The organism is Betaproteobacteria bacterium, from assembly GCA_009693245.1.
Lineage (GTDB): Bacteria > Pseudomonadota > Gammaproteobacteria > Burkholderiales > SHXO01 > SHXO01.
The window spans coordinates 1-20,337 of the sequence record SHXO01000033.1 but is presented as its reverse complement, the minus strand read 5'-3'; the positions used below and the strand labels follow the sequence as shown (position 1 = coordinate 20,337).

The 20,337-nt window shown below is 59.2% G+C and carries 26 protein-coding genes and 2 tRNA genes; 23 read left to right on the top strand and 5 right to left on the bottom strand.

All coding sequences use genetic code 11. The annotated features are described in order from the left end of the window. Positions 1–27 precede the first annotated feature (27 nt). From EXR36_07305 to EXR36_07260, 10 genes are all read left to right on the top strand, one after another. On the top strand, positions 28–1,821 hold the full coding sequence (locus EXR36_07305; GenBank protein ID MSQ59440.1) for an elongation factor 4: 1,794 nt from the start codon (positions 28–30) through the stop codon (positions 1,819–1,821). 35 nt (positions 1,822–1,856) lie between these two features. Continuing rightward, positions 1,857–2,756: a signal peptidase I gene (gene lepB / locus EXR36_07300; protein MSQ59439.1), complete on the top strand. Its 900-nt coding sequence runs from the start codon at positions 1,857–1,859 to the stop codon at positions 2,754–2,756. Positions 2,757–2,768: 12 nt separating this feature from the next. Then, complete coding sequence (locus tag EXR36_07295) at positions 2,769–3,119, top strand: DUF4845 domain-containing protein (GenBank protein ID MSQ59438.1); 351 nt, start codon at positions 2,769–2,771, stop codon at positions 3,117–3,119. A gap of 25 nt (positions 3,120–3,144) precedes the next feature. Beyond that, positions 3,145–3,855, top strand: a complete 711-nt coding sequence (locus EXR36_07290) for a ribonuclease III (protein ID MSQ59437.1) — start codon at positions 3,145–3,147, stop codon at positions 3,853–3,855. Then, positions 3,852–4,739, top strand: coding sequence for a GTPase Era (locus EXR36_07285; protein ID MSQ59436.1), 888 nt, complete (start codon positions 3,852–3,854; stop codon positions 4,737–4,739). Before EXR36_07290 ends, EXR36_07285 begins: the two co-directional genes overlap by 4 nt. A gap of 2 nt (positions 4,740–4,741) precedes the next feature. Then, entirely contained in the window at positions 4,742–5,497 is a 756-nt protein-coding gene (gene recO, locus EXR36_07280; GenBank protein ID MSQ59435.1) for a DNA repair protein RecO, read from the top strand. Beyond that, a complete protein-coding gene (locus tag EXR36_07275; GenBank protein ID MSQ59434.1) occupies positions 5,490–6,218 on the top strand; it encodes a pyridoxine 5'-phosphate synthase in 729 nt (242 codons plus the stop codon). The genes recO and EXR36_07275 overlap by 8 nt, the downstream gene beginning before the upstream one ends. Beyond that, a complete protein-coding gene (locus tag EXR36_07270; GenBank protein ID MSQ59433.1) occupies positions 6,215–6,592 on the top strand; it encodes a holo-ACP synthase in 378 nt (125 codons plus the stop codon). The genes EXR36_07275 and EXR36_07270 overlap by 4 nt, the downstream gene beginning before the upstream one ends. Position 6,593: 1 nt before the next feature. Continuing rightward, entirely contained in the window at positions 6,594–7,628 is a 1,035-nt protein-coding gene (nagZ, locus tag EXR36_07265) for a beta-N-acetylhexosaminidase (GenBank protein MSQ59432.1), read from the top strand. 87 nt (positions 7,629–7,715) lie between these two features. Beyond that, a complete protein-coding gene (locus tag EXR36_07260; protein ID MSQ59431.1) occupies positions 7,716–8,054 on the top strand; it encodes a DUF3135 domain-containing protein in 339 nt (112 codons plus the stop codon). A 21-nt stretch (positions 8,055–8,075) separates the two neighbouring features. Here the strand turns inward: EXR36_07260 and efp are convergent, their stop codons facing one another. Then, positions 8,076–8,642 (bottom strand): elongation factor P, encoded by a 567-nt coding sequence (efp, locus tag EXR36_07255; GenBank protein MSQ59430.1) that lies wholly within the window; start codon positions 8,640–8,642, stop codon positions 8,076–8,078. Between the two features lie 128 nt (positions 8,643–8,770). On the opposite strand from efp, the gene uvrC reads away from it, so the two are divergent. The 4 genes from uvrC (at position 8,771) to EXR36_07235 (ending at position 11,497) form a co-directional block, all read left to right on the top strand. Then, positions 8,771–10,618 carry an excinuclease ABC subunit UvrC gene (gene uvrC, locus EXR36_07250; protein MSQ59429.1) on the top strand — a complete coding sequence of 616 codons (1,848 nt, stop codon included), beginning with the start codon at positions 8,771–8,773 and terminating at the stop codon, positions 10,616–10,618. Between the two features lies 1 nt (position 10,619). Beyond that, the gene (gene pgsA / locus EXR36_07245) at positions 10,620–11,207 is read left to right on the top strand and encodes a CDP-diacylglycerol--glycerol-3-phosphate 3-phosphatidyltransferase (protein MSQ59428.1); all 588 of its coding nucleotides are present in this window, start codon (positions 10,620–10,622) and stop codon (positions 11,205–11,207) included. 40 nt (positions 11,208–11,247) lie between these two features. After that, a tRNA-Gly gene (locus EXR36_07240) sits at positions 11,248–11,323 on the top strand. Positions 11,324–11,423: 100 nt separating this feature from the next. Continuing rightward, a tRNA-Cys gene (locus EXR36_07235) sits at positions 11,424–11,497 on the top strand. Position 11,498: 1 nt separating this feature from the next. On the opposite strand, the gene mobA is transcribed toward EXR36_07235, so the two are convergent. From mobA to moaA, 3 genes are all read right to left on the bottom strand, one after another. Further along, positions 11,499–12,134 (bottom strand): molybdenum cofactor guanylyltransferase, encoded by a 636-nt coding sequence (gene mobA, locus EXR36_07230; protein ID MSQ59427.1) that lies wholly within the window; start codon positions 12,132–12,134, stop codon positions 11,499–11,501. Positions 12,135–12,139: 5 nt separating this feature from the next. Further along, on the bottom strand, positions 12,140–13,408 hold the full coding sequence (locus EXR36_07225; GenBank protein MSQ59426.1) for a molybdopterin molybdenumtransferase MoeA: 1,269 nt from the start codon (positions 13,406–13,408) through the stop codon (positions 12,140–12,142). Between the two features lie 103 nt (positions 13,409–13,511). After that, positions 13,512–14,573 (bottom strand): GTP 3',8-cyclase MoaA, encoded by a 1,062-nt coding sequence (moaA, locus tag EXR36_07220; GenBank protein ID MSQ59425.1) that lies wholly within the window; start codon positions 14,571–14,573, stop codon positions 13,512–13,514. 90 nt (positions 14,574–14,663) lie between these two features. Between moaA and moaD the strand changes: the two genes are divergently transcribed. The 9 genes from moaD to EXR36_07175 all read left to right on the top strand — a co-directional run bounded on the left by moaD (position 14,664) and on the right by EXR36_07175 (position 19,741). Next, positions 14,664–14,918 (top strand): molybdopterin converting factor subunit 1, encoded by a 255-nt coding sequence (gene moaD, locus EXR36_07215; protein MSQ59424.1) that lies wholly within the window; start codon positions 14,664–14,666, stop codon positions 14,916–14,918. Between the two features lies 1 nt (position 14,919). After that, positions 14,920–15,372: a molybdopterin synthase catalytic subunit MoaE gene (moaE, locus tag EXR36_07210; protein ID MSQ59423.1), complete on the top strand. Its 453-nt coding sequence runs from the start codon at positions 14,920–14,922 to the stop codon at positions 15,370–15,372. A gap of 13 nt (positions 15,373–15,385) precedes the next feature. After that, a complete protein-coding gene (locus tag EXR36_07205; protein ID MSQ59422.1) occupies positions 15,386–15,754 on the top strand; it encodes a LysR family transcriptional regulator in 369 nt (122 codons plus the stop codon). 202 nt (positions 15,755–15,956) lie between these two features. Beyond that, positions 15,957–16,226, top strand: a complete 270-nt coding sequence (locus EXR36_07200) for a hypothetical protein (protein MSQ59421.1) — start codon at positions 15,957–15,959, stop codon at positions 16,224–16,226. A gap of 42 nt (positions 16,227–16,268) precedes the next feature. Further along, positions 16,269–17,210 carry a hypothetical protein gene (locus tag EXR36_07195; protein MSQ59420.1) on the top strand — a complete coding sequence of 314 codons (942 nt, stop codon included), beginning with the start codon at positions 16,269–16,271 and terminating at the stop codon, positions 17,208–17,210. A gap of 91 nt (positions 17,211–17,301) precedes the next feature. Continuing rightward, on the top strand, positions 17,302–17,574 hold the full coding sequence (locus tag EXR36_07190; GenBank protein MSQ59419.1) for a hypothetical protein: 273 nt from the start codon (positions 17,302–17,304) through the stop codon (positions 17,572–17,574). A gap of 15 nt (positions 17,575–17,589) precedes the next feature. After that, on the top strand, positions 17,590–18,345 hold the full coding sequence (gene modA, locus EXR36_07185; protein MSQ59418.1) for a molybdate ABC transporter substrate-binding protein: 756 nt from the start codon (positions 17,590–17,592) through the stop codon (positions 18,343–18,345). Positions 18,346–18,354: 9 nt separating this feature from the next. Next, positions 18,355–19,020 carry a molybdate ABC transporter permease subunit gene (gene modB, locus EXR36_07180; protein MSQ59417.1) on the top strand — a complete coding sequence of 222 codons (666 nt, stop codon included), beginning with the start codon at positions 18,355–18,357 and terminating at the stop codon, positions 19,018–19,020. Between the two features lies 1 nt (position 19,021). Then, a complete protein-coding gene (locus EXR36_07175; GenBank protein MSQ59416.1) occupies positions 19,022–19,741 on the top strand; it encodes an ATP-binding cassette domain-containing protein in 720 nt (239 codons plus the stop codon). A 47-nt stretch (positions 19,742–19,788) separates the two neighbouring features. Here EXR36_07175 and EXR36_07170 read toward each other — a convergent pair. After that, positions 19,789–20,337, bottom strand: a 549-nt coding sequence (locus tag EXR36_07170; GenBank protein MSQ59415.1) for a UDP-3-O-(3-hydroxymyristoyl)glucosamine N-acyltransferase, incomplete at its 5' end; no start/stop codon positions are given.

Genomic DNA, 20,337 nt, shown 5'->3' with positions numbered 1-20,337 from the left:
CGCGCCTTACCGAACCTTCCCCGTCTAATGGAGCATATCCGTAATTTTTCCATCATCGCACACATCGATCACGGCAAGTCGACGCTTGCCGACCGTTTCATTCAAATCTGCGGAGGGCTAGCCGATCGCGAGATGGAAGCCCAGGTCCTCGATTCCATGGATCTGGAGCGCGAGCGGGGGATCACCATCAAGGCGCAAACAGCCGCCCTGAGTTACCGGGCGCGCAATGGCAAGACCTACCAGCTCAATTTGATCGACACGCCTGGCCACGTGGATTTCTCCTATGAGGTGTCGCGTTCGCTCGCGGCCTGCGAGGGCGCGCTGCTCGTGGTGGATGCCTCGCAGGGCGTGGAAGCGCAAACGGTCGCCAATTGCTATACCGCCATCGAGCAAGGCGTGGAGGTCGTGCCGGTGCTCAATAAGATAGACCTACCTTCGGCCGACCCGGCGCGGGTGATCACGGAAATCGAAGACATCATCGGCATACCGGCGAAAGATGCCATCATGGCGAGCGCCAAGACTGGCGAGGGTGTCGAAGATATCATCGAGGCCGCCATTCATCGCATCCCGCATCCGCGCGGTAGCCTGGATGCGCCATTGACCGCGCTGATCATCGACTCCTGGTTCGATAATTACGTCGGCGTGGTGATGCTGGTACGGGTGGTGGATGGCATCTTACGCCCCCGCGACAAGATTCTGTTCATGTCCTCGACGGCTACTCATCTGTGCGAACAGGTGGGCGTGTTCACGCCAAAGTCCGTCCAGCGTGAATCTCTCTCCGCGGGGGAAGTGGGATTCGTCATCGCGGGCGTGAAGGAGTTGAAGGATGCGAAAGTGGGCGACACCATTACGCACGTGGTGCGTAGCGCAAAGGAGGCATTGCCCGGATTCAAGGAGATCAAGCCGCAGGTGTTCGCTGGGCTCTATCCGGTGGAATCCAACGAGTACGAGGCCTTGCGCGATGCCCTGGAAAAATTACAGCTCAATGACTCTTCCTTGCGCTACGAGCCAGAGAATTCCACCGCCCTGGGATTCGGATTTCGCTGCGGGTTTTTAGGCCTGTTGCACCTGGAGATTGTGCAAGAGCGCTTGGAGCGGGAATACAACATGAATTTGATCACCACGGCGCCCACGGTGGTGTACCAATTGTTGATGCGAGATGGGACGGTGGTGGATGTGGAAAATCCATCCAAGTTACCGGATCCCGGAAAAATCGATGAGGTACGCGAACCCATCATCACCGCCACTATCCTGGTGCCCGGCGACTACGTCGGGCCGGTGATCACGCTGTGCACGCAAAAGCGCGGCGTGCAGAAGAATCTTCAGTACATGGGCAGGCAAGTCATCGTCACCTACGAATTACCCTTGAACGAGGTGGTGATGGATTTTTTCGATAAGCTCAAATCCGTGAGCCGCGGATACGCATCCTTGGATTACGATTTCAAGGAGTACCGTGCCGACGATTTGGTCAAGCTGGATATCCTGATCAACGGCGATAAAGTGGATGCCCTGTCGCTCATCGTTCATCGCGCGACATCCCAGAGCCGCGGGAGGGATCTCGCGGAGCGCATGCGCAAGCTCATTCCGCGGCAGATGTTCGACATCGCGGTGCAGGCCGCCATCGGTTCCAACATCATCGCGCGCGAAACCATCAAGGCGTTACGCAAGAACGTGCTGGCGAAATGCTACGGGGGCGATATCACGCGAAAAAAGAAGTTATTGGAAAAACAAAAAGCCGGTAAGCGAAGAATGAAGCAAGTGGGAACCGTTGAGATTCCCCAGGAAGCCTTCCTCGCCATCCTTCAAGTCGACAGCAAATAGGGAATGTCCGTTCATCCATGAATTTCGCGCTACTCATGCTGGGATTACTACTCCTGACAGGAGGGGTTTGGTTGCTGGATTTCTTCATTTTTCAGCGCAAGCGGATAGCAAAAGTCGAGGAGGCCAAACGCGACGCCGAGAAAAAAATCGCCCAAGTGCCAGGAACCACGGATTTTGCGCTGGAGGCGCGAAAGAAGACACTATTCCTGGAGATCGAGCGCGCTCACGGACACGAACCTTGGTGGATCGAGTATTCCAAGAGTTTTTTTCCCGTCATCTTGATCGTGTTTTGCCTGCGCTCATTTCTCGTGGAGCCCTTCAAGATCCCCTCGGGTTCCATGATTCCCACCTTGTTGGTGGGAGATTTCATTCTGGTGAACAAGTTCACCTACGGTATCCGGCTTCCCGTGGCGAATCTGAAGATCCTCGACATAAACGGGCCCCAGCGCGGGGAGGTGATGGTGTTTCGCTATCCGGAGAATCCCGCGCTGGATTACATCAAGCGGGTGGTGGGGCTTCCCGGTGACAAGATCACCTACCGCGACAAGCAGATTTTGGTGAACGACGAACCCCTGCGGATGCTGGAGGACGGCGAGTACGAGTATCCCGAAGGGGGGCTGAACTATGTTCGTGCCAAGCGTTTTCGCGAAAAACTAGGCGAGCGCGATCATCTTATCCTGGTCCATCCCGATGCCCCGGCCCTACAGTTGGGCGGGGTGAGACAGTTTCCGCACCGGGAGAACTGCCAATACAATGACAATGGGTTTACTTGCACGGTTCCTGCTGGGCACTTTTTCATGATGGGGGATAACCGGGACAGCAGTAGCGACAGCCGCTACTGGGGCTTCGTTCCGGAGGCCAACATCGTGGGCAAGGCGTTCTTGATATGGCTCAATTTCGGCGATCTGGGCCGAATTTTGCAGTCGATAAAATGACAGGAGCAAGCTATGAAACGCGAAGGTGGAATGACGCTATTGGCGTTGATGTTTGTCTTGGCGGTGGCTGCATTTTTCGCCATTATCGGATTCCGGCTTCTACCGGCCTATATGGAGTACTTCACTGTGAAGCGCATCATTAGCGACTTGGCGCAAAATCCGGATCTCAGGAGCGCTTCGCCCAGGGATATTCAGGTTGCCTTTGACCGCCGTGCAACGACCGAATACCTCTCCACCGTAAAGGGCTCTGATCTGCAGGTAGGCAAGGGTGCCAACGGAATCACCATTTCGGCTAATTGGGAGCAGAAGGTAGCGATCATTGCCAATATCAGCGCTTTGGTCGAGTTCCAAATCGAAAAATAGCGCCCCATGCTTATCATAGGGTGACATGCACCCTCGCACCCTCGCTCAAACCCTCGCCCCACTCGTTACCCAGCTCGGCCATGAATTCGAGCGCACGGAACTCCTCCAGCAGGCTCTAACTCACCGAAGTTTCGGAACCCCCAACAATGAGCGCCTGGAGTTTTTGGGCGATGGGGTATTGAACTGTACCGTAGCCTCGTTACTGTTCGAACGGTTCCCGAACCTCCCGGAAGGGGATTTGTCTCGAATCCGGGCCCACCTTGTTAATCAAGAATGCCTGTCCCGGCTTGCTTTGGGCCTGGACCTCGGCCGCTACCTCAACCTCGGTGAGGGCGAGCTCAAAAGCGGAGGTTTTCGCCGGCCTTCCATTTTGGCGGATACTCTGGAGGCTATTTTTGGAGCCATGTTTATCGACCAGGGTTTTGCCGCCGCCGACCGTTTGATTCGAAAACTTTATGCGCCCTTGCTTTCCACCATCGATCCGAAATCCCTAGGCAAGGATCCCAAGACTTTGCTCCAGGAGTTTCTTCAAGGCCGCCGTATGGATCTACCAAAATACAATATCGTGCAAATTCAGGGTGAGGCCCATGATCAGATTTTTCAGGTGGAGTGCTTGATCCCAGAACTCGGAATCCGGGCCACGGGAGAGGGCGCCAGCCGCCGGAGCGCGGAGCAGCTAGCGGCCCATGCGGCTTACGAGTTGGCCCTGCGGGATTCCGGTAAGGCCGCCGGATGAGCCCTCCATTCCGAACAGGCCATGCCGCGTTGGTTGGGCGTCCCAACGTGGGCAAATCGAGTTTGCTCAATAGGCTGCTCGGGCAAAAGCTGAGCATCACCTCCGATAAAGCGCAGACCACCCGTGTTCCGATCTTGGGTATTCACACCTCGGCGGAGGCGCAGACAATTTTCATCGACACCCCGGGCTACCAGGTTCTGCGTGGCGGAAAATTTCGCCAAGCCATGAACGAGTCGGCGATGTCGTCCCTCGATCAAGCCGATGTCGTGGTGTGGGTCGTGGAGACCCTCAAACTGACTACCGCCGACAAACTCGTCCTCTCTCGCATTCCCGAAGGTAAAAAGGTGGTGGCCGCCGTGAATAAGATCGATGGACTGAAAGACAAGGAGCGGTTGCTGCCTTTCCTGGAGGAAATATCGAAGCTGCGGCCCTTCGACGCCGTGGTGCCGGTCAGCGCCCGCTCGGGAAAGCAAGTGCCGGCGCTGCTCGCCGCCATCGCCACGCTCTTGCCCGAGGGACAGGCGATCTATCCTCCCGATGAAATCACCGATCGCAGCGAACGCTTCTTGGCGTCCGAGATCTTGCGCGAGAAGATGTTTCGCTCCTTGGGCGAGGAAGTTCCTTATGACGCGGCGGTGGAGATCGAGGCGTTTGAAGTGAAAGGGAAGCTGCGGCGAATCTCTGGTGCCATTTTGGTCAAGCGCGAAGGCCAAAAGGCCATCGTCATCGGGCGCGGCGGCGAGCGCTTGAAGAAAATCTCCACGCAAGCGCGCTTGGATATGGAGGCATTGTTCGGCGGCAAAGTGTTCCTGGAAGTCTGGGTAAAGGTGCGCAGCCGGTGGGACGAGGACGGCCAGATGCTCAAGCGCATGGGGTACACGTGAACATCGAGCCTGCCCGGCCAAGTCATGCAAGGGCGCGAGAAGCGCAGGTGGCCGCTGGATACGTCCTGCACTCTTACCCTTTTCGGGAAACCAGCTTGATCGTCGAATTTTTCACGCGTAGTCATGGCAGGGTAGGGCTGATGGCGAAGGGGGCACGCAGACCCAAGTCTTCCCTGCGAGGTACCCTTATGGCTTTTCAGCCCATGCGGCTTACGTGGTCTGGCAAGGCGGAATTGAAAACGCTTCACGGCGTGGATTGGGAGGCGGGGCATCTTCAATTACAGGGCCTGCAACTGATGTGTGGTTTCTACGTGAATGAACTCCTTTTGAAGCTTGTGCCGCGCGAAGATCCTCACGAAGGGTTGTATGCCGCCTATGAGCAAGCAATTCACGCCCTTCGGGATGGCGCCGCGCCAGCCCGGTTGCTGCGGCGGTTCGAACGCGAGCTGCTGCGCGAGATGGGGTATGAGTTGTTGCTGGAACGCGATGTGGATGGCCAACCCGTGCAACCCGGCGCGGAATACGTTTATCAGATCGAAAGAGGACCTGTTCCGCTGTCTCATAATGGAGCCGCGCCAGGCCTCAGGGTGCGCGGAAAGACATTATTGGATTTGGCTATGGACATGCGGGAAGGGGATGAAGACAGCCTCACGGACCAAGAGGGCCGTACCCTCATGCGCCAGGCCATAGGACATTATTTGAACGGGCAAGAGTTGCGCACGCGGCAGCTCTTAAGAGAATTGCAGGATCATGATTGAACTCGGTGTCAACATCGACCACGTGGCCACCTTGCGGCAAGTGCGTGGCACACGCTATCCCAGCCCGGTACAAGCCGCCCTCATGGCCGAAACCGCGGGCGCGGATTTGATCACCTTGCATTTGCGGGAGGACCGCCGTCACATCCAGGATGAAGATGTTGCCGTTCTGCGGGCCGTGATTACCACGCGTATGAATTTGGAAAGCGCCATCACGCCCGAGATGCTTGGCATCGCCCTCAAACACAAACCAGACGACGTCTGCCTGGTTCCCGAGCGGCGGGCCGAACTCACCACCGAAGGCGGCTTGGACGTGGTGGGCCGCCTCGGTGAAGTGACGCGGGCTTGCAAGCAACTCATGGACGACGGAATTCGAGTGTCCTTGTTCATCGATCCGGACGAAGCCCAGATTCGCGCGGCCAAACAGACCGGAGCGCAGGCGATCGAGATCCACACCGGGCGTTACGCCGAAGTGCCTGGCGCGCAAGCGCGTCATGGGGAACTTGATCGCATCCGAAGCGCCGCCAAGCTGGGTGCGCAACTCGGATTTCGCGTCAACGCGGGACATGGCCTGCACTATCGCAACGTTCAAGCCGTTGCGGCCATCGCCGAAATCAGTGAACTCAACATCGGTCACGCGATCGTGTCGCACGCGGTGTTCGTGGGCTGGCAGGAGGCCGTGCGCGAGATGAAACGGTTGATGACCGAAGGCCGCACAACGTGATTCAAGGTGTGGGAATAGACATCGTCGAGATCGAGCGCGTCGCGAAGATGTGGAAGTCTTACGGTATGCGTTTCGCGCGCCGCATTCTCGCCCAGCATGAGTGCGAGGAACTCTCGGACTTACCCAGGCCAGAGGCCTTGCTGGCGAAACGCTTCGCCGTCAAAGAGGCTTTTGGTAAAGCCATGGGTACCGGGCTGCGGCATCCCGTAACCTGGACTCGCATCGGCCTCGTGCACGATGCTTTGGGCCGCCCTCAGTTGCGGCTTCACCCAGAAATCAGCCAACTTCTGAGCAGGCGCGGGATTCACCACCACCACGTGTCCATCACCGATGAGCGCCACTTTGCCAGCGCCGTCGTCATTCTGGAATCCTGACATGGCTCTTGAGCTTTCCCTGGGAAATGTGATGCTCGACGTGCTTGGAACGGAACTCACGGCGGAGGATGTGCGCCGGCTCACCCATCCCAGCGTGGGCGGAGTGATATTGTTCGCGCGCAATTACCGGGATCCGGTCCAACTGCATACACTGACCAACGATATTCGCGCATTGCGCGAGCCTCGGCTATTGATCGCCGTCGATCACGAAGGCGGACGGGTGCAGCGCTTTCGCTCGGGATTCCGCGCTATTCCTCCCATGCGCCGGTTGGGGGACCTGTGGGAACGAGACCCAAGTCAGGCGCGGAGGTGCGCTTTCCACATCGGAAGCGTGATCGCTTTGGAATTGGCGGCCCATGGCGTGGACTTTAGCTTTACCCCAGTGCTCGATTTGGATTACGGCCAGAGCGGAGTCATCGGCGATCGCGCCTTTCATTCCGATCCGGATGCCGTAAGCGAACTAGCGGGAGCATTGATCGATGGCCTGCACGAAAATGGCGTGATCGCCGTGGGCAAACACTTTCCCGGCCATGGATTCTGTGCCGCCGATTCTCACTCGGCGGTTCCCTCGGACGACCGAGATCTGGCTCAAATCGAGGCGGCGGATCTCGTGCCCTTCGCCAAGCTCGCGCGCGGTCAACTTGACGCCATCATGCCAGCCCATGTGATCTATTCCCGTGTCGACGCAAACACCGCGGGCTTTTCCCGGCACTGGTTGCAGGAAATCTTGCGGAAAAAGTATGGCTTCAGGGGCGTGATATTCAGCGACGATCTCAGCATGGAGGGAGCGAGTGTCGCGGGCGGCGTGGCCGAGCGTGCGCAAGCGGCACTGCATGCGGGTTGCGATCTTGCGTTGCTGTGTAACCAACCCGAGGCAGCCGACACGCTATTAGCAGGGTTGGCGCTATCGCCTAAGCCCGGTTGGTCCACTCGCATCGAGGCGCTGAAGGCGCGGCCCGTGGTGGCTCATCCGAAAGATCTTCCCGAGAATCTGGCGTACCGGAAGGCCGTCTCCGAGATCGCTTTGCTCGCGTAGCGCGCCTTCCGGCGGAGCATTGCAAACTGCGTTAAGAAGTTGACAATAAAGTGTTTGCAGGAAAAATCATGGTGCTACTCTCAGCCCATGGATTTCGATTTCTCAGAGTGGAAAGAGCTTGCGCGCAACGATCCGAAGGAGTTCGAGCGGCGCCGCGTGGCCATGATTGAAGGGGTGATTGCATCCGCACCCCAGGATGTTCAGCGTAGGTTGCGCGGTATTCAGTTTCAGGCGGATATGGAATGCAAGAAGGCCAGCAATCCGTTGAGCGCCACGATCCGCCTTAGCCGCATGATGTGGGAGAGTTTCGCGGAGCTGCGCGAAGCGCTGAACAAGCTTACTTCCCCAGGGGCTGGCCAGCCACCGCCCGCGCAGCCAAGACCCGCATCCAACATCGTTCCCTTGCGTAATCGCGGCCGCGAATAATCCGTGTGGTAGTCCCTGCTACTACATGCGCTCTACGTACTCTCCCGAGTCCGTGTTGATCTTAATCTTCTCGCCTTCACCCACGAAGGCCGGCACCATGACCGTGAGCCCGGTTTCCGTCTTTGCCGGTTTGAAGGAACTGGTGGCCGTGGCCCCCTTGAGATTGGGTTCCGTCTCCGTGATCGTCAGCACAACACTGGCAGGAAGCTGGACACCAATGGGGCGGTCGTTGTGAAAATTGACTTTGATGACAGTGTTAGGCAGGAGATATTCGACTTGGCCCTCGAGAATATCGAGTCCAAGGGTTAGCTGCTCGTAGTTCTCCTTGTCCATGAACACATGGGTATTGCCCTCGGCGTAGAGGTACTCCATTTCTCGCGGTTCCACGAAGGCACGTTCGATCTTTTCGTCGGTACGAAAACGCTGGTTGGTCTTGGTACCGACTTCGATATCCTTCATCTCCACCTGCATGAAGGCACCTCCGCGCCCCCCTACATGCACGTGGTAGGACTTCAGCACACGCCAAATCCGCTTATCCCACTCTAGAAGGTTTCCGACGCGGATTTCCGTTGCTAGCACTTTGGCCATGATAATTCCGGGAGGCAATTCAAAAGGGGCGCAATTGTACCGTAAGCCCCTTGAGACGGATAAAATAGAAGCGCAATGAACGCATTTAGAAGCGGTGTCTCATCGCCTTCCAATCTACCTCTTCGTTTATGACACCTCGCTCCGAAGCACCGGATAAAGATGTTTTTGGCGAGCGCGAGCCGCTGCGCGAAGTGGTTTCCAACCTGCCGCACCGGCCCGGTGTCTACCGCATGCTCGCGGCGGATGGAAGCGTGCTCTATGTCGGTAAGGCCCGCGACCTAAAGAAGCGAGTGGCGTCCTATTTCCAGAAGACTTCGAGCCTGGAAGCGCGCATACAAGTCATGGTGGCCAGGATCGAGAGCATCGAAACCACGGTGGCCCGTTCCGAGTCCGAGGCCTTGCTGCTGGAAAACAATCTGATCAAGGCGCTGGCACCGCGCTACAACATCCTTTACCGCGACGACAAATCCTATCCCTACCTGATGATGACGGGGCACGCCTATCCGAAGCTGGGTTTTCATCGCGGTGCCCTGGAGAAGCCCCACCGGTATTTCGGTCCTTTCTCTAGCGCGGGGGCATTGCGGGAAAGCATCCAACTCATGCAGAAAGTATTTCGGCTGCGCACATGCGAGGACACCGTATTCAGTAACCGTTCGCGCCCGTGCCTGCTGCACCAGATACGCCGCTGCACGGCGCCTTGCGTGAAACTGATCGATGAAGCGCGCTATGCGGAGGATGTGCGCGACGCCGAATTATTTTTGCGGGGAAGGGACGGCGAAGTCATGCAGCGCCTTGAACAACGCATGGAGAGCGCCGCATTGGCCCAAAATTACGAAGACGCGGCCGTCTTTCGCGATCAAATCCAAGCCCTGAGGGCGGTGCGGCAGCGCCAGTTCGTGAGCGGAGACGAACGCATGGATGCCGACGTGGTGGCTCTCGTGGAAATCAATGGGGCCCTTTGCGTCAATTTGGTGTCCATTCGCAATGGCATGCACCACGGCGATAAGTGCTTCTTTCCCGAGCACGCGGAGGGTTATGATGCGCCGCAAGCTCTGGAGGCCTTCATTGCGCAACATTACTTGGAACGGGATGTACCCGCGCTGATCGTGCTCAATCAGGAGATCGACACCGAGGTGCTGGCCAATGCACTGAGCGAACAGGCTGGCCGGGAAGTGACCCTCACCGCGCGTACCTCCGGTGATCGCCGGGTGTGGGTGAACATGGCACAAACGAACGCCAGGCTCGCACTGGAGCAACGGTTATCGATGCATTCCACCCAAGAGAGTAGGCTGGAGGCTATGCAGCAGGCATTGGGATTGCCTGCCTCCGCGCAGAGGATCGAGTGCTTCGACATCAGCCACACCTTGGGAGAAGCCACGGTAGCCTCATGCGTCGTATTCGATGGTGGGTCCATGCAAAAGAGCCAATACCGCCGCTATAACATCGCCCAAGCGAAAGCCGGGGACGATTACGCGGCCATGCGCGAGGTTCTGGACCGCCGCTACCGAAAGATCGTTGGAGGGGAGTGGGTGTTGCCGGATCTCATCCTCATCGATGGCGGCAAGGGGCAAGTCAGCAGCGCCTGCGAAGTCATGAATGAGCTTGGCCTGTCCGAAATTCCCCTGGCAGGCGTTTCCAAAGGGGAAGAGCGCAAGGCCGGCATGGAGCAGTTGATCATTCCAGGCCGGCCGGAGTCCCTGCGGCTTGGCCCCGACCATCCTGGCTTACACCTTATCCAGAAAATTCGAGACGAAGCCCACCGATTTGCCATCGAAGGCCACAGGGGACGGCGCGCCAAGCCACGGCGGACCTCCAAGATGGAGGGAATTCCCGGAGTGGGGCCCAAAAGGCGGCAGAAGCTCCTGGCCCATTTTGGCGGATTGCGCGGCGTGGCCGCCGCCAGCTTAGATGAGTTGGCGCAAGTCGAGGGTATCAACCGGGCGCTGGCCGAGCGCATTTACGCGGAGTTGCACTGACGTGCCGCTCAATCTTCCCAATCTACTGACTTGGCTGCGCGTAGTCATGATCCCAATATTCGTGGGAGTCTACTACCTTCCCGCGTTGTGGCTGGACATCAACGAACGCAACCTCATCGCGGCGTCGCTATTTGCCTTGGCGGCGGTGACCGATTGGCTGGACGGGTACTTGGCGCGCAAACTTAACCAGATCTCGGCCTTCGGCGCCTTCCTGGACCCCGTAGCCGACAAACTCATGGTGGCCTCGGCGCTCATCGTCCTGGTAGAGCTAGGGCGGGTGGACGCGGTGGTGGCGGTGATCATCATCGGCCGGGAGATCACCATTTCGGCCTTGCGCGAATGGATGGCCAAGCTGGGCCAGAGCCGTAGCGTGGCGGTGTCTTGGCTGGGCAAAATCAAAACGGTGGCGCAAATGGTGGCCATCCTCTTGTTGCTCTACCATGGCCTGGTGTGGGGGGCGGTGCGTGCCCAAACCTTGGGAACTTGGCTCATCTATTTGGCCGCCGTCCTCACCCTGTGGTCCATGGTCTACTATCTCAGGGCAGCGCGCTTTACCAGGGACCCGGACGCAGGTAATCCGGCAGCTTGAGTTTTGCATGGGGCACTCCTATAATCCGCCCCTGCTTTCCGCGGGAATAGCTCAGTTGGTAGAGCGCAACCTTGCCAAGGTTGAGGTCGCGAGTTCGAACCTCGTTTCCCGCTCCAAATTCCCGAAGGGAAAGCGAAGACATGGCGCTTCGCTTTCCCTTTCGATTTTTCGGGTGGCTTGTTCCTTGTAACGGTAGGTTCCCTACCAAAACCCCTTGGCGGGGTGGCAGAGTGGTCATGCAGCGGCCTGCAAAGCCGTGGACGCCGGTTCGATTCCGACCCCCGCCTCCACTTATACGACTCGCCGGCCCGGCGGCTTCCTGACCGCATGCGGGCGCATGTCGGTAAGGCGCTTGCGTTGCGGATACATGCTTGATAGCTCGGCGGGCGTGTTCAAGTTGGCAAAATCACCGGCGGCATCAAAGGACACCGCCACGTGAGGCTGATTCGATATCCAGTCTCTAACCCGGCGTTGGCCGCTTGCGAGGAAGGCGTCCAGATCCGCCGCCAGGCCGCGGCGGAGCAGCGCGACGGTGGGATGCCAGCCTTGCTGTGTTTGCGCGACGGCGATTTCTGCCTTCGCGCCGCTGGCCGCTTCCGCGAGGCGGGAAACAAGATTGCGCGGAAGAGCAGGGGTATCGCAAGGCACCATGAGCAGCCAATCATGCGCCGCCTTGGTCATAGCCGCCTGGAGGCCCGCCAGGGGGCCGGCGTAATCATCACGCAAGTCGTTCACCACGGTCAGGCCGTAGGAAGCGTACTGGCCAAGATTGCGATTGGCGTTGATGAGCAATTCGTCCACCTGCGGACGAATGCATTCGATCATCCATTCGATCAGTGGCCGTCCGTCGTATTGCGCCAGTCCTTTGTCGGCGCCGCCCATCCGGGTTCCTCGCCCGCCTACGAGGATGACGCCCGTCACTGGCATCGAACCTAGAAAAATCCTTCCAGCAGTTGAACGCCGACGATGGTGCCCGGCGGCGTATTGCCCTGCGCATCCGGCAACACGATGAAGCAATTGGCAAGACTCATGGAACTCAACACCGCCGAACCTTGATCGCCGGTGGGCCGCACGCTCCACTGGCCATCCGCGCCCTGGGACAGAATGCCGCGCTGAAATTCGGTGCGCCCCGGCGCCTTCTTGATGGCGTCCGTGCAGGTGGCCTTCAACAAAGGAATGGGAGCAGGATGGGCGCCTGCCAGCACCAGCAAGGCTTCGCGCACGAATTGGTAGAAAGTCACCATGGAGGAGACGGGGTTCCCAGGGAGGCCAAAGAAATGCGCCTTACCGAGTTTCCCGTAAGCCAAAGGCCGGCCTGGCTTCATGGCGATTTTCCAGAACAACACTTCGCCGAGTTTGTCGAGAATCTGCTTGACGAAATCCGCCTCGCCCACGGATACGCCGCCACTGGTGATGACCACATCGGCGATTTCCGAGGCGCTGCTAAAGGCGTTCTCGATCGATGCAGGGTCGTCGCGTATCACACCCATGTCGAGCACTTCCACGCCCATGCGCGTGAGCATTCCGTGCAACGTGTAGCGGTTGCTGTCGTAAATTTGCCCCACGGCCAGTGGATGCCCGATGGAGACCAACTCGTCGCCGGTGGAGAAGAAGACCACCCGCAGCTTGCGGTACACCGAAATCTCTCCGATGCCCAGGGACGCAATCATGCCAAGCTCAGAGGGCCGCAGTATTTGCCCAGTGGCGAACACGACGGCATCGCGCTTGATGTCGCACCCCGCCTTGCGCACGTTCTGGCCCGTCCGCTGGCCAGGAGGAATGCGCACTGTGTTGCCTTCCGTGGTGACGCGTTCCTGCATGATGACCGTGTCGCAACCTTGTGGCACTACGCCGCCGGTCATGATGCGAGCGGCTTGTCCCGCGCCTATCGATCCGCTCATCGGTACGCCGGCGAAGGAGGTGCCGGCCACGATGAGCGCGGTGTCCTGATCCGGCTTCAAATCAGCGGCGCGGAAAGCGTAACCGTCCATGGCGGAATTGTCCTGGCCCGGCACATCCAGCGGGGAGCGTACGTCCTCCGCCAAGACTCTTCCTAGCGCGGCGCGAAGATTGAGCCGCTCCACCCCGGAAATGGGCGAGAGAAAGGCGCGAATGTGCGCGCGCGCCTTGTCCACTGGCATGGAATTGGGATCGTAATCGTCCGCGCTGGACAGGTCGCGTAGTGTGGTGGGTGTGGACATGGATGTGAGTTACGTGGGTGAGAGGTGAAGGGTGATGGGTGATGGGCGCGAACGGTTCTGTCACGTCTCACCTCTCCTCTCACGCTTCACGTCTTTGGCGTCCCTAGCCTCCGATGTAGGACATCTCGACCTTGCGCAGCTTCGCCGTCTCCGAGGTGCGAATCTCGGAGTAACGGTCCGTGCGCGCTGTCCACACGCGCTCAATCATTTGGGAGATTTCCCCGTCTGAGGCTTCGCTACGGATCAGCGAACGCAAGTCGGTGCCTTGGGTGGCGAATAAGCAGGTGAAAAGCTGTCCCTCGGCGGAAAGGCGGGCGCGGGTGCATGTGCCGCAGAAGGCCTGCGTGACCGAGGAGATGAAGCCCACTTCGCCGCCACCATCCAGGTAGCGCCAGCGTTCGGCGACTTCGCCGGTGTAGTTGGGTTCCAGGGTTTCGATGGGCATCTCGGCGTGGATCATGGCGGCCAATTCACGCGAGGGCACCACGTGCTGCATCTTCCAGCCGTTGGTGGCGCCTACATCCATGAACTCGATGAAGCGCAAGATGTGGCCCTTCTCCTTGAAGTAACGCGCCATGGGCACGACATGGTGGTCGTTGATCCCGCGCTTGACCACCATGTTGACCTTGATGGGCGCGAATCCAGCGGCCGCGGCTTCTTCGATGCCTTCGAGGACTTTATCCACCGGGAAACCGGCATCGTTCATGGCCTTGAACACGGCATCGTCGAGCGAATCTAGACTCACGGTGATGCGCTTCAGGCCCGCGCTCCTCAAGTCGCGTGCCTTCTGCTTTAGCAAAGAGCCATTGGTGGTGAGGGTGAGATCGAGGTCGTCCCAATAAGCCAGCATTTCGATCAAGCGTTCCAGCTTGCGGCGCACCAGGGGCTCGCCACCCGTGATCCGGATTTTCTCCACCCCGTGATCGCGAAAGATGCGCACCAAACGGTTGATCTCGCCGAAACTCAGAAGCTGCTCGCGCTCCAGGAACTGGAAATCCTTCCCGAACACCTCCTTGGGCATGCAGTACACGCAGCGGAAATTGCAGCGGTCCGTGACCGAGATGCGCAAGTCACGCAGCGGGCGGTTGCGGGTATCGCGCAACACGTTTCCCAAGGGGGCGTGCTTGGCTGGCCGGGTGGTTGGCATGAAATGAATAGCGGACATGAGAGAATGTGGCCCATTATATCGGCTTGAGCATAGCCAGGGGCGCCGGAGCGGTTTCCCGTCCCTGGCGCACGGGAGTGGCAACCTACGATGTTGAAAATCTTGTACTTCGCCCGGCTGCGAGAGGCCTTCGGGGCCTCTCATGAAGAAATCGCCTTGCCCGCCGGGATCGTCAATGTGGGCGGCTTGGTCGCATTTCTGCATTCGCGTGGCGGAAACTGGGAGAAGGAACTGGCACCCCAGCGCAATTTCCGGGTGGCGGTGAACCAGGACATGGCGGATCCAGAAACCAAGATATCGGCGGGCGACGAGATCGCGCTGTTTCCTCCGGTGACAGGGGGGTGATATGGGCGTGCGCGTTCAGGAAGAAGATTTCGATCTTGGGGCAGAGATTCTCAAATTGCGCCGCGAGAATCCCAAGGTGGGCGCCGTGGCCAGTTTCGTGGGAGTCTGCCGTGACTTGAACGACGGCGAGGCGGTGCACGCCATGACGCTGGAGCACTACCCCGGCATGACGGAAAGATCCATTCAAACGATCATAGAGCAGGCGAAGTCTCGCTGGGAGCTCTACGACGTGCTCGTCATTCACCGCATTGGAACGCTCAAGCCCACTGACCAGATCGTGCTGGTAACGGTGAGCAGCGCGCACCGCGGGGAAGCCTTCGCCGCCTGCGAGTTCGTGATGGACTACCTCAAAACCCGGGCGCCATTCTGGAAAAAGGAAGATACGCCGGGGGGAGGGCGCTGGGTGGATGCGCGCGAAAGCGACGATGCCTCGGCCGCGCGCTGGATGGCTTGATGTGGTGAGCGGGATGAAGAAAAAAGACTCCGAAACGGCCGATGCGTTGCGGCCACAGATCCGCATCAGTTTCAAGAAATCCATCGCGATGGGCCCCGGTAAAGCGGTTCTCCTGGAGGCGATCGCGGCGTCGGGTTCCATCTCGGCGGCGGCCCGGGAACTGGGCATGTCGTACCGGCGGGCGTGGCTCCTCGTGGAAACCATGAACCAGAGCTTTCACCGCCCGCTCGTGGAAACGGCAACGGGCGGGCAACACGGAGGCGGGGCAATCGTCTCGGAACTGGGGTACGAAGTCGTGCAGCGCTATCGCGCCATGGAGCGCAAGGCGGCCGTCTCGGTCGTCAAGGAGATGGAAGAATTCGCCGCGCTACTTTCGCGCTGACACGCGTCTTGACATTTCGCTATATCTACTAGAACATAGCGCCACGCACCGGCCAATGGCTTGCAAGATTCGGTGCCCCTTCGAGAGTTCGCGCGGCAAGGCAGACTTGCCGCGTTTTTTTTGCCGGCGGGGCAGCAACGAGCCGCTCACCACCGGCGACGTGCGCGAAGCGTGATATAGAAAGGACTATAACGAGGGCGGCATGAATAGAACCGCGGGCGGAGGGAGGAGAAAATGGGCGTGCACGGGCACGATGCTGAGTGCCATGGGCTTGGGCACCGGGCTTTCTCAGTGGAACTTGGCGTTTGCCGAGGAGGGTGACCGCATTCAACGCTTGGAAGACAAGCTCAAGGAGGTCACCGGCGAACTTAACGCCATGAAGAAGCAACCTGCCGCCGGGGCCAACGACAGCGAGGGCGCGAGCAAAGCGGCGCCGGGCGGAGCGTCCGAAGCCCGCCAGGCACTGGATTAGGCGCTACAGAACAAAGAAAGACTCGATGCGCTCGAACAGAGAATGAACCAGCAAGGCATCCAGGCGCGGTTCAGCGACGGTATATTCCTCGAGGATCCCCGCGGCAACTGGTCGTTGCGCATCGCCGGGCGCGTGCAATTGGACTACAGAAAATTTTCGCCTGGCGGCGCGATGGCGGACACGTTCGGTCTCAGGCGCGTGCGCGCCGGCGTGGACGCGACGCTCCACAAGGACTATCGCATCGTGGTTGAGGCCGAATTTGCCAATGGGAACGCTACCGGCAGCACCACCCAAAACGTCGCATTGACGAATGGCTACTTCGATATTGGGTCTTTGGGCCCTGGCGCCCGGATTCGGCTGGGCCAGTTCAAACCGGCATTCGGATATGAGCAAACGCTGCTGGATTTGTCCAGCGATTACATGGAGCGAAGTTTTGGCCAAAGCCTGCTGCAAAATTTGAATTACGACCGCGGCGTCATGGTCTACGGCGCGCCTCTGGCTGGCCTCTGGCACGGACTGACACTCGCCAATGGTGCCGGAATGAACCTGGAGGGAAAGCAGGGAAATTCGCAGGAAACAGGCGCTGATAGGCCCGAATTCACCGGGCGGTTGACAGGCAACTTCTCCCAGTTCTTCGATCTGCGGGACAAGATCGTCCAGGCCGGCGCTTCCTACAAGAGCGGATTAGTAGCCAACAGCGCGGCTAATCCTTACTCCGCGGCATCCGTACAGACCGAAGGCCGCGGAGTCACGTTCTTTACACCAGCCGCCTTCAATGCCACGGGAGTCACCGCCGGCAACATTGGCCGCACGATTCTCAACTATGAATATCTGCTATCGTGGGGGCAGGTCAAGTTGCAAGGCGAATGGTTTCAGGCTGTCTATGAGGGACGGGTAACGAGCGCGGTGCCGCCGGAGGCCTTCAAGCGCAAACTGGAGGCCGAATATATTTCCATCATGTGTCATGTGGTTGGTGACGGGTGAGAGCTATTCCGATTTCTTCCGGGATTCACTCAGCGGTAAAATCAAACCCCGGAACCGGTTCGTACCAGGCCAGGACGGCGGATGGGGTGCGTTGGAACTGGGTCTTCGCCATAGCAGGTTCAATGGGAAGGATTTCGCTAATACTAATCCGGCCAACCCGGGCCGGTTGAGCGCGACGGCACCGGCCACGTCTTCCACCAATGAAGCGCAAGCGGTGACGTTTCAGGTGAAATGGATTCCCAACATCTATACGCGGTTCTGGATGGACGTGGTCGGTACCGACTTTGAAACGCCCATCGTCGTGAACGGTATAGCCGAGAGCCACGAGAGGGCGCGGGTGATGCGGGCACAGATATATTTTTAGCGGAGACGCCGTGACATGAATTATCGCGATATGAAAAGGTGGGCGGTGATATTGTCGATGTCAGCGCTCGCGCCGCTGGTAGGGGCGGCAGAAATCACCGTATCCGCGGCATCTAGTCTGACCAATGCCTTCACCGACATCGGCAAGGAATTCGAGAAGGCCAAGGGCCACAAGGTGCTCTTCAATTTCGGGGCGTCTGGATCGTTGCTGCAACAGATCTCTCGCGGCGCCCCCGTGGACGTGTTCGCGACCGCCGACCTCGAGACCATGGACCGGGCGGAAAAGCAGAATGCCATCGTCAAGGACTCGCGGCGGAACTTTGTTTCCAACATGCTGGTGGTGGCCACGCCGGTTCGCGGGCCTCTCGTGTTGGGCGCCCTCGCGGACCTTACGCGCGCGGACGTGCAGCGCATCGCCATGGGTATCCCGGAAAGCGTGTCCGCCGGGCGTTACACCAAGGCGGTGCTGGAGGGCGCGAAGCTATGGGAGCCGCTGCAACCCAAGATGATTTTTGCGCAGAACGTGCGCCAGTGTCTCGACTACGTCGCCCGCGGGGAAGTCGATGCCGGATTCGTCTATGCGACGGATACCGCCTTGGTTGCCGGCAAGGTCAGGACCGCATTCGAAGTCCACACGCAGATGCCGATCGTGTATCCCATCGCGGCGGTCAAGGGGAGCGGGCAAGAAAATTTGGCACGCGCCTTTATCGATTTCGTGCGCTCGGATGGCTCGCGGAGAATCTTGGCGAAGTACGGTTTCTTGGAGCCCTGAGTTTCACTCATGCTCAGCCAGGCGCTCACGCCGCTCCTCCTTACCTTGAAAGTCGCGGGTTTTGCCACCGTCGCCGCCCTGGTGGTGGGGGTGGCGTTCGGTTACGTACTCGCGCGCCACCGCTTTCGCTGGCGCGAGTTCCTGGACGCCATTTTCACCCTGCCAATGGTCATGCCGCCAACCGTGCTGGGCTACTACCTGATCGTGTTGGTTGGGCGCAACGGCTGGCTGGGCCACTGGCTCTGGGAGCACTTCGGCATCACGCTGATGTTTACTTGGCAGGGCGCGGTCTTCGCGGCCGCCATCGTGGCGTTTCCGCTGGTGTTCAAGGGCGCGCGCGCCGCCTTCGAAGCGGTGGATCCGCAGACGGAGAACGCCGCGCGCACGCTTGGCGTGTCGAGCTCAGGTGTATTCTTTCGTGTCACTTTGCCGTTGGCGTGGCGCGGAGTGCTGGCCGGCGCCATGCTGGCATTCGCGCGCGCCATGGGAGAATTTGGCGCCACCTTGATGGTGGCGGGTAATATTCCTGGGCGCACGCAGACGCTATCCCTCGCGGTATACGACGCCGTGCAGGCGGGGCAAGACGACCTCGCCAATTTCCTCGTGCTGCTGACTTCGGTGGTGTGCGTGGCCATCCTCGTGGGCGCGGGGCGCTTGCTCAACCCAAGGTACTGAGATGCGAATTCGCGTGGATATTCGAAAAACCTTGCGCGCGCATCACAGCGAATTCCAACTCGCCGCTGCCTTCGATGTGCAAGACGAGCGGTTCGTGATCTTCGGCCCTTCTGGTTCGGGTAAAACCATCACCATGCAATGTATCACTGGCTTGATGCGGCCAGACGAAGGCGTGATCGAAATCAACGGAACCGTGATGTTCGATTCCGCCGCCGGAATCGATATTCCCGCCTCGCGGCGCAAGATAGGTTATGTTTTCCAGGACTATGCCCTGTTCCCGCACCTCGACGTGCAGCGCAACGTAGGCTTCGGGTTGCGCGGTGGGGTGCGCAATGCCTTGGATCGCGACCAACAGGCCGCGGTGGCGGCGCAACTGGAGGTCTTCGAAATATCGCATCTCGCGCGCAGCTTTCCACGCCAGCTATCGGGCGGGCAACGCCAGCGCGTGGCGCTCGCGCGCGCCCTCATGATTCATCCCCAGTTGCTCTTGCTGGATGAGCCGCTCTCGGCGCTCGATCCCTTGCTGCGGGATCGCGTGCGCAAGGAATTGCTCGGCATACGCCTGCGCTTCGGAGTACCGATGATGGTCATCACGCACGATCCCTTGGATGTCGGAGTGCTTGCGGAGCAAGTGGTGATGTTCGATCAGGGTAAGGTCATCCGTGTCGTGCGCGTAGACCCCATGGATGTTACGAGTTTCGCTGCCCAGTTAGACAGCTAGCGGGCACCACGGACTCGTGCATACGAAACCTACGGCCCGCGGATCTGCTAGCTGTCGCCCTTGCTTAGTTTCGCGCTGAGCGCTGCCACCTGCTTTTCAAGTTCGCGCATACGCACGATCATGCCGGGCAGTTTCTGTATACCGACCCACTGGCGTTTGGCTTGTTTGTCGGGCACGGCCGGAAAGCCGTATACGGTCTCCTTGGCGTCCACGTCGCGGGTGACGCCGGATCGCGCACCGATGGTTACTTGCGGGCCAATTTTTAGATGTCCCGCGACCCCAGACTGCGAGGCAATCACGCAGTAGTCGCCGAACTGTGTGCTACCGGCAAATCCCGCTTGGCCCAGGATGAGGCAATGCTTGCCAAACACCACGTTGTGGGCGATGTGCACGAGATTATCGATCTTCGTTCCAGCGCCGATCACCGTGGACCCGAGAGCGGCTCGATCGATCGCGCAATTGGCGCCGATCTCCACATCGTCTTCAATGACTACGTTGCCGGTTTGCGGAATCTTCACGTGTTCACCGCGATCGAACACATAGCCGTAACCGTCAGAGCCGATCACGGTGCCGGCATGAATGGCGACCCGGTGCCC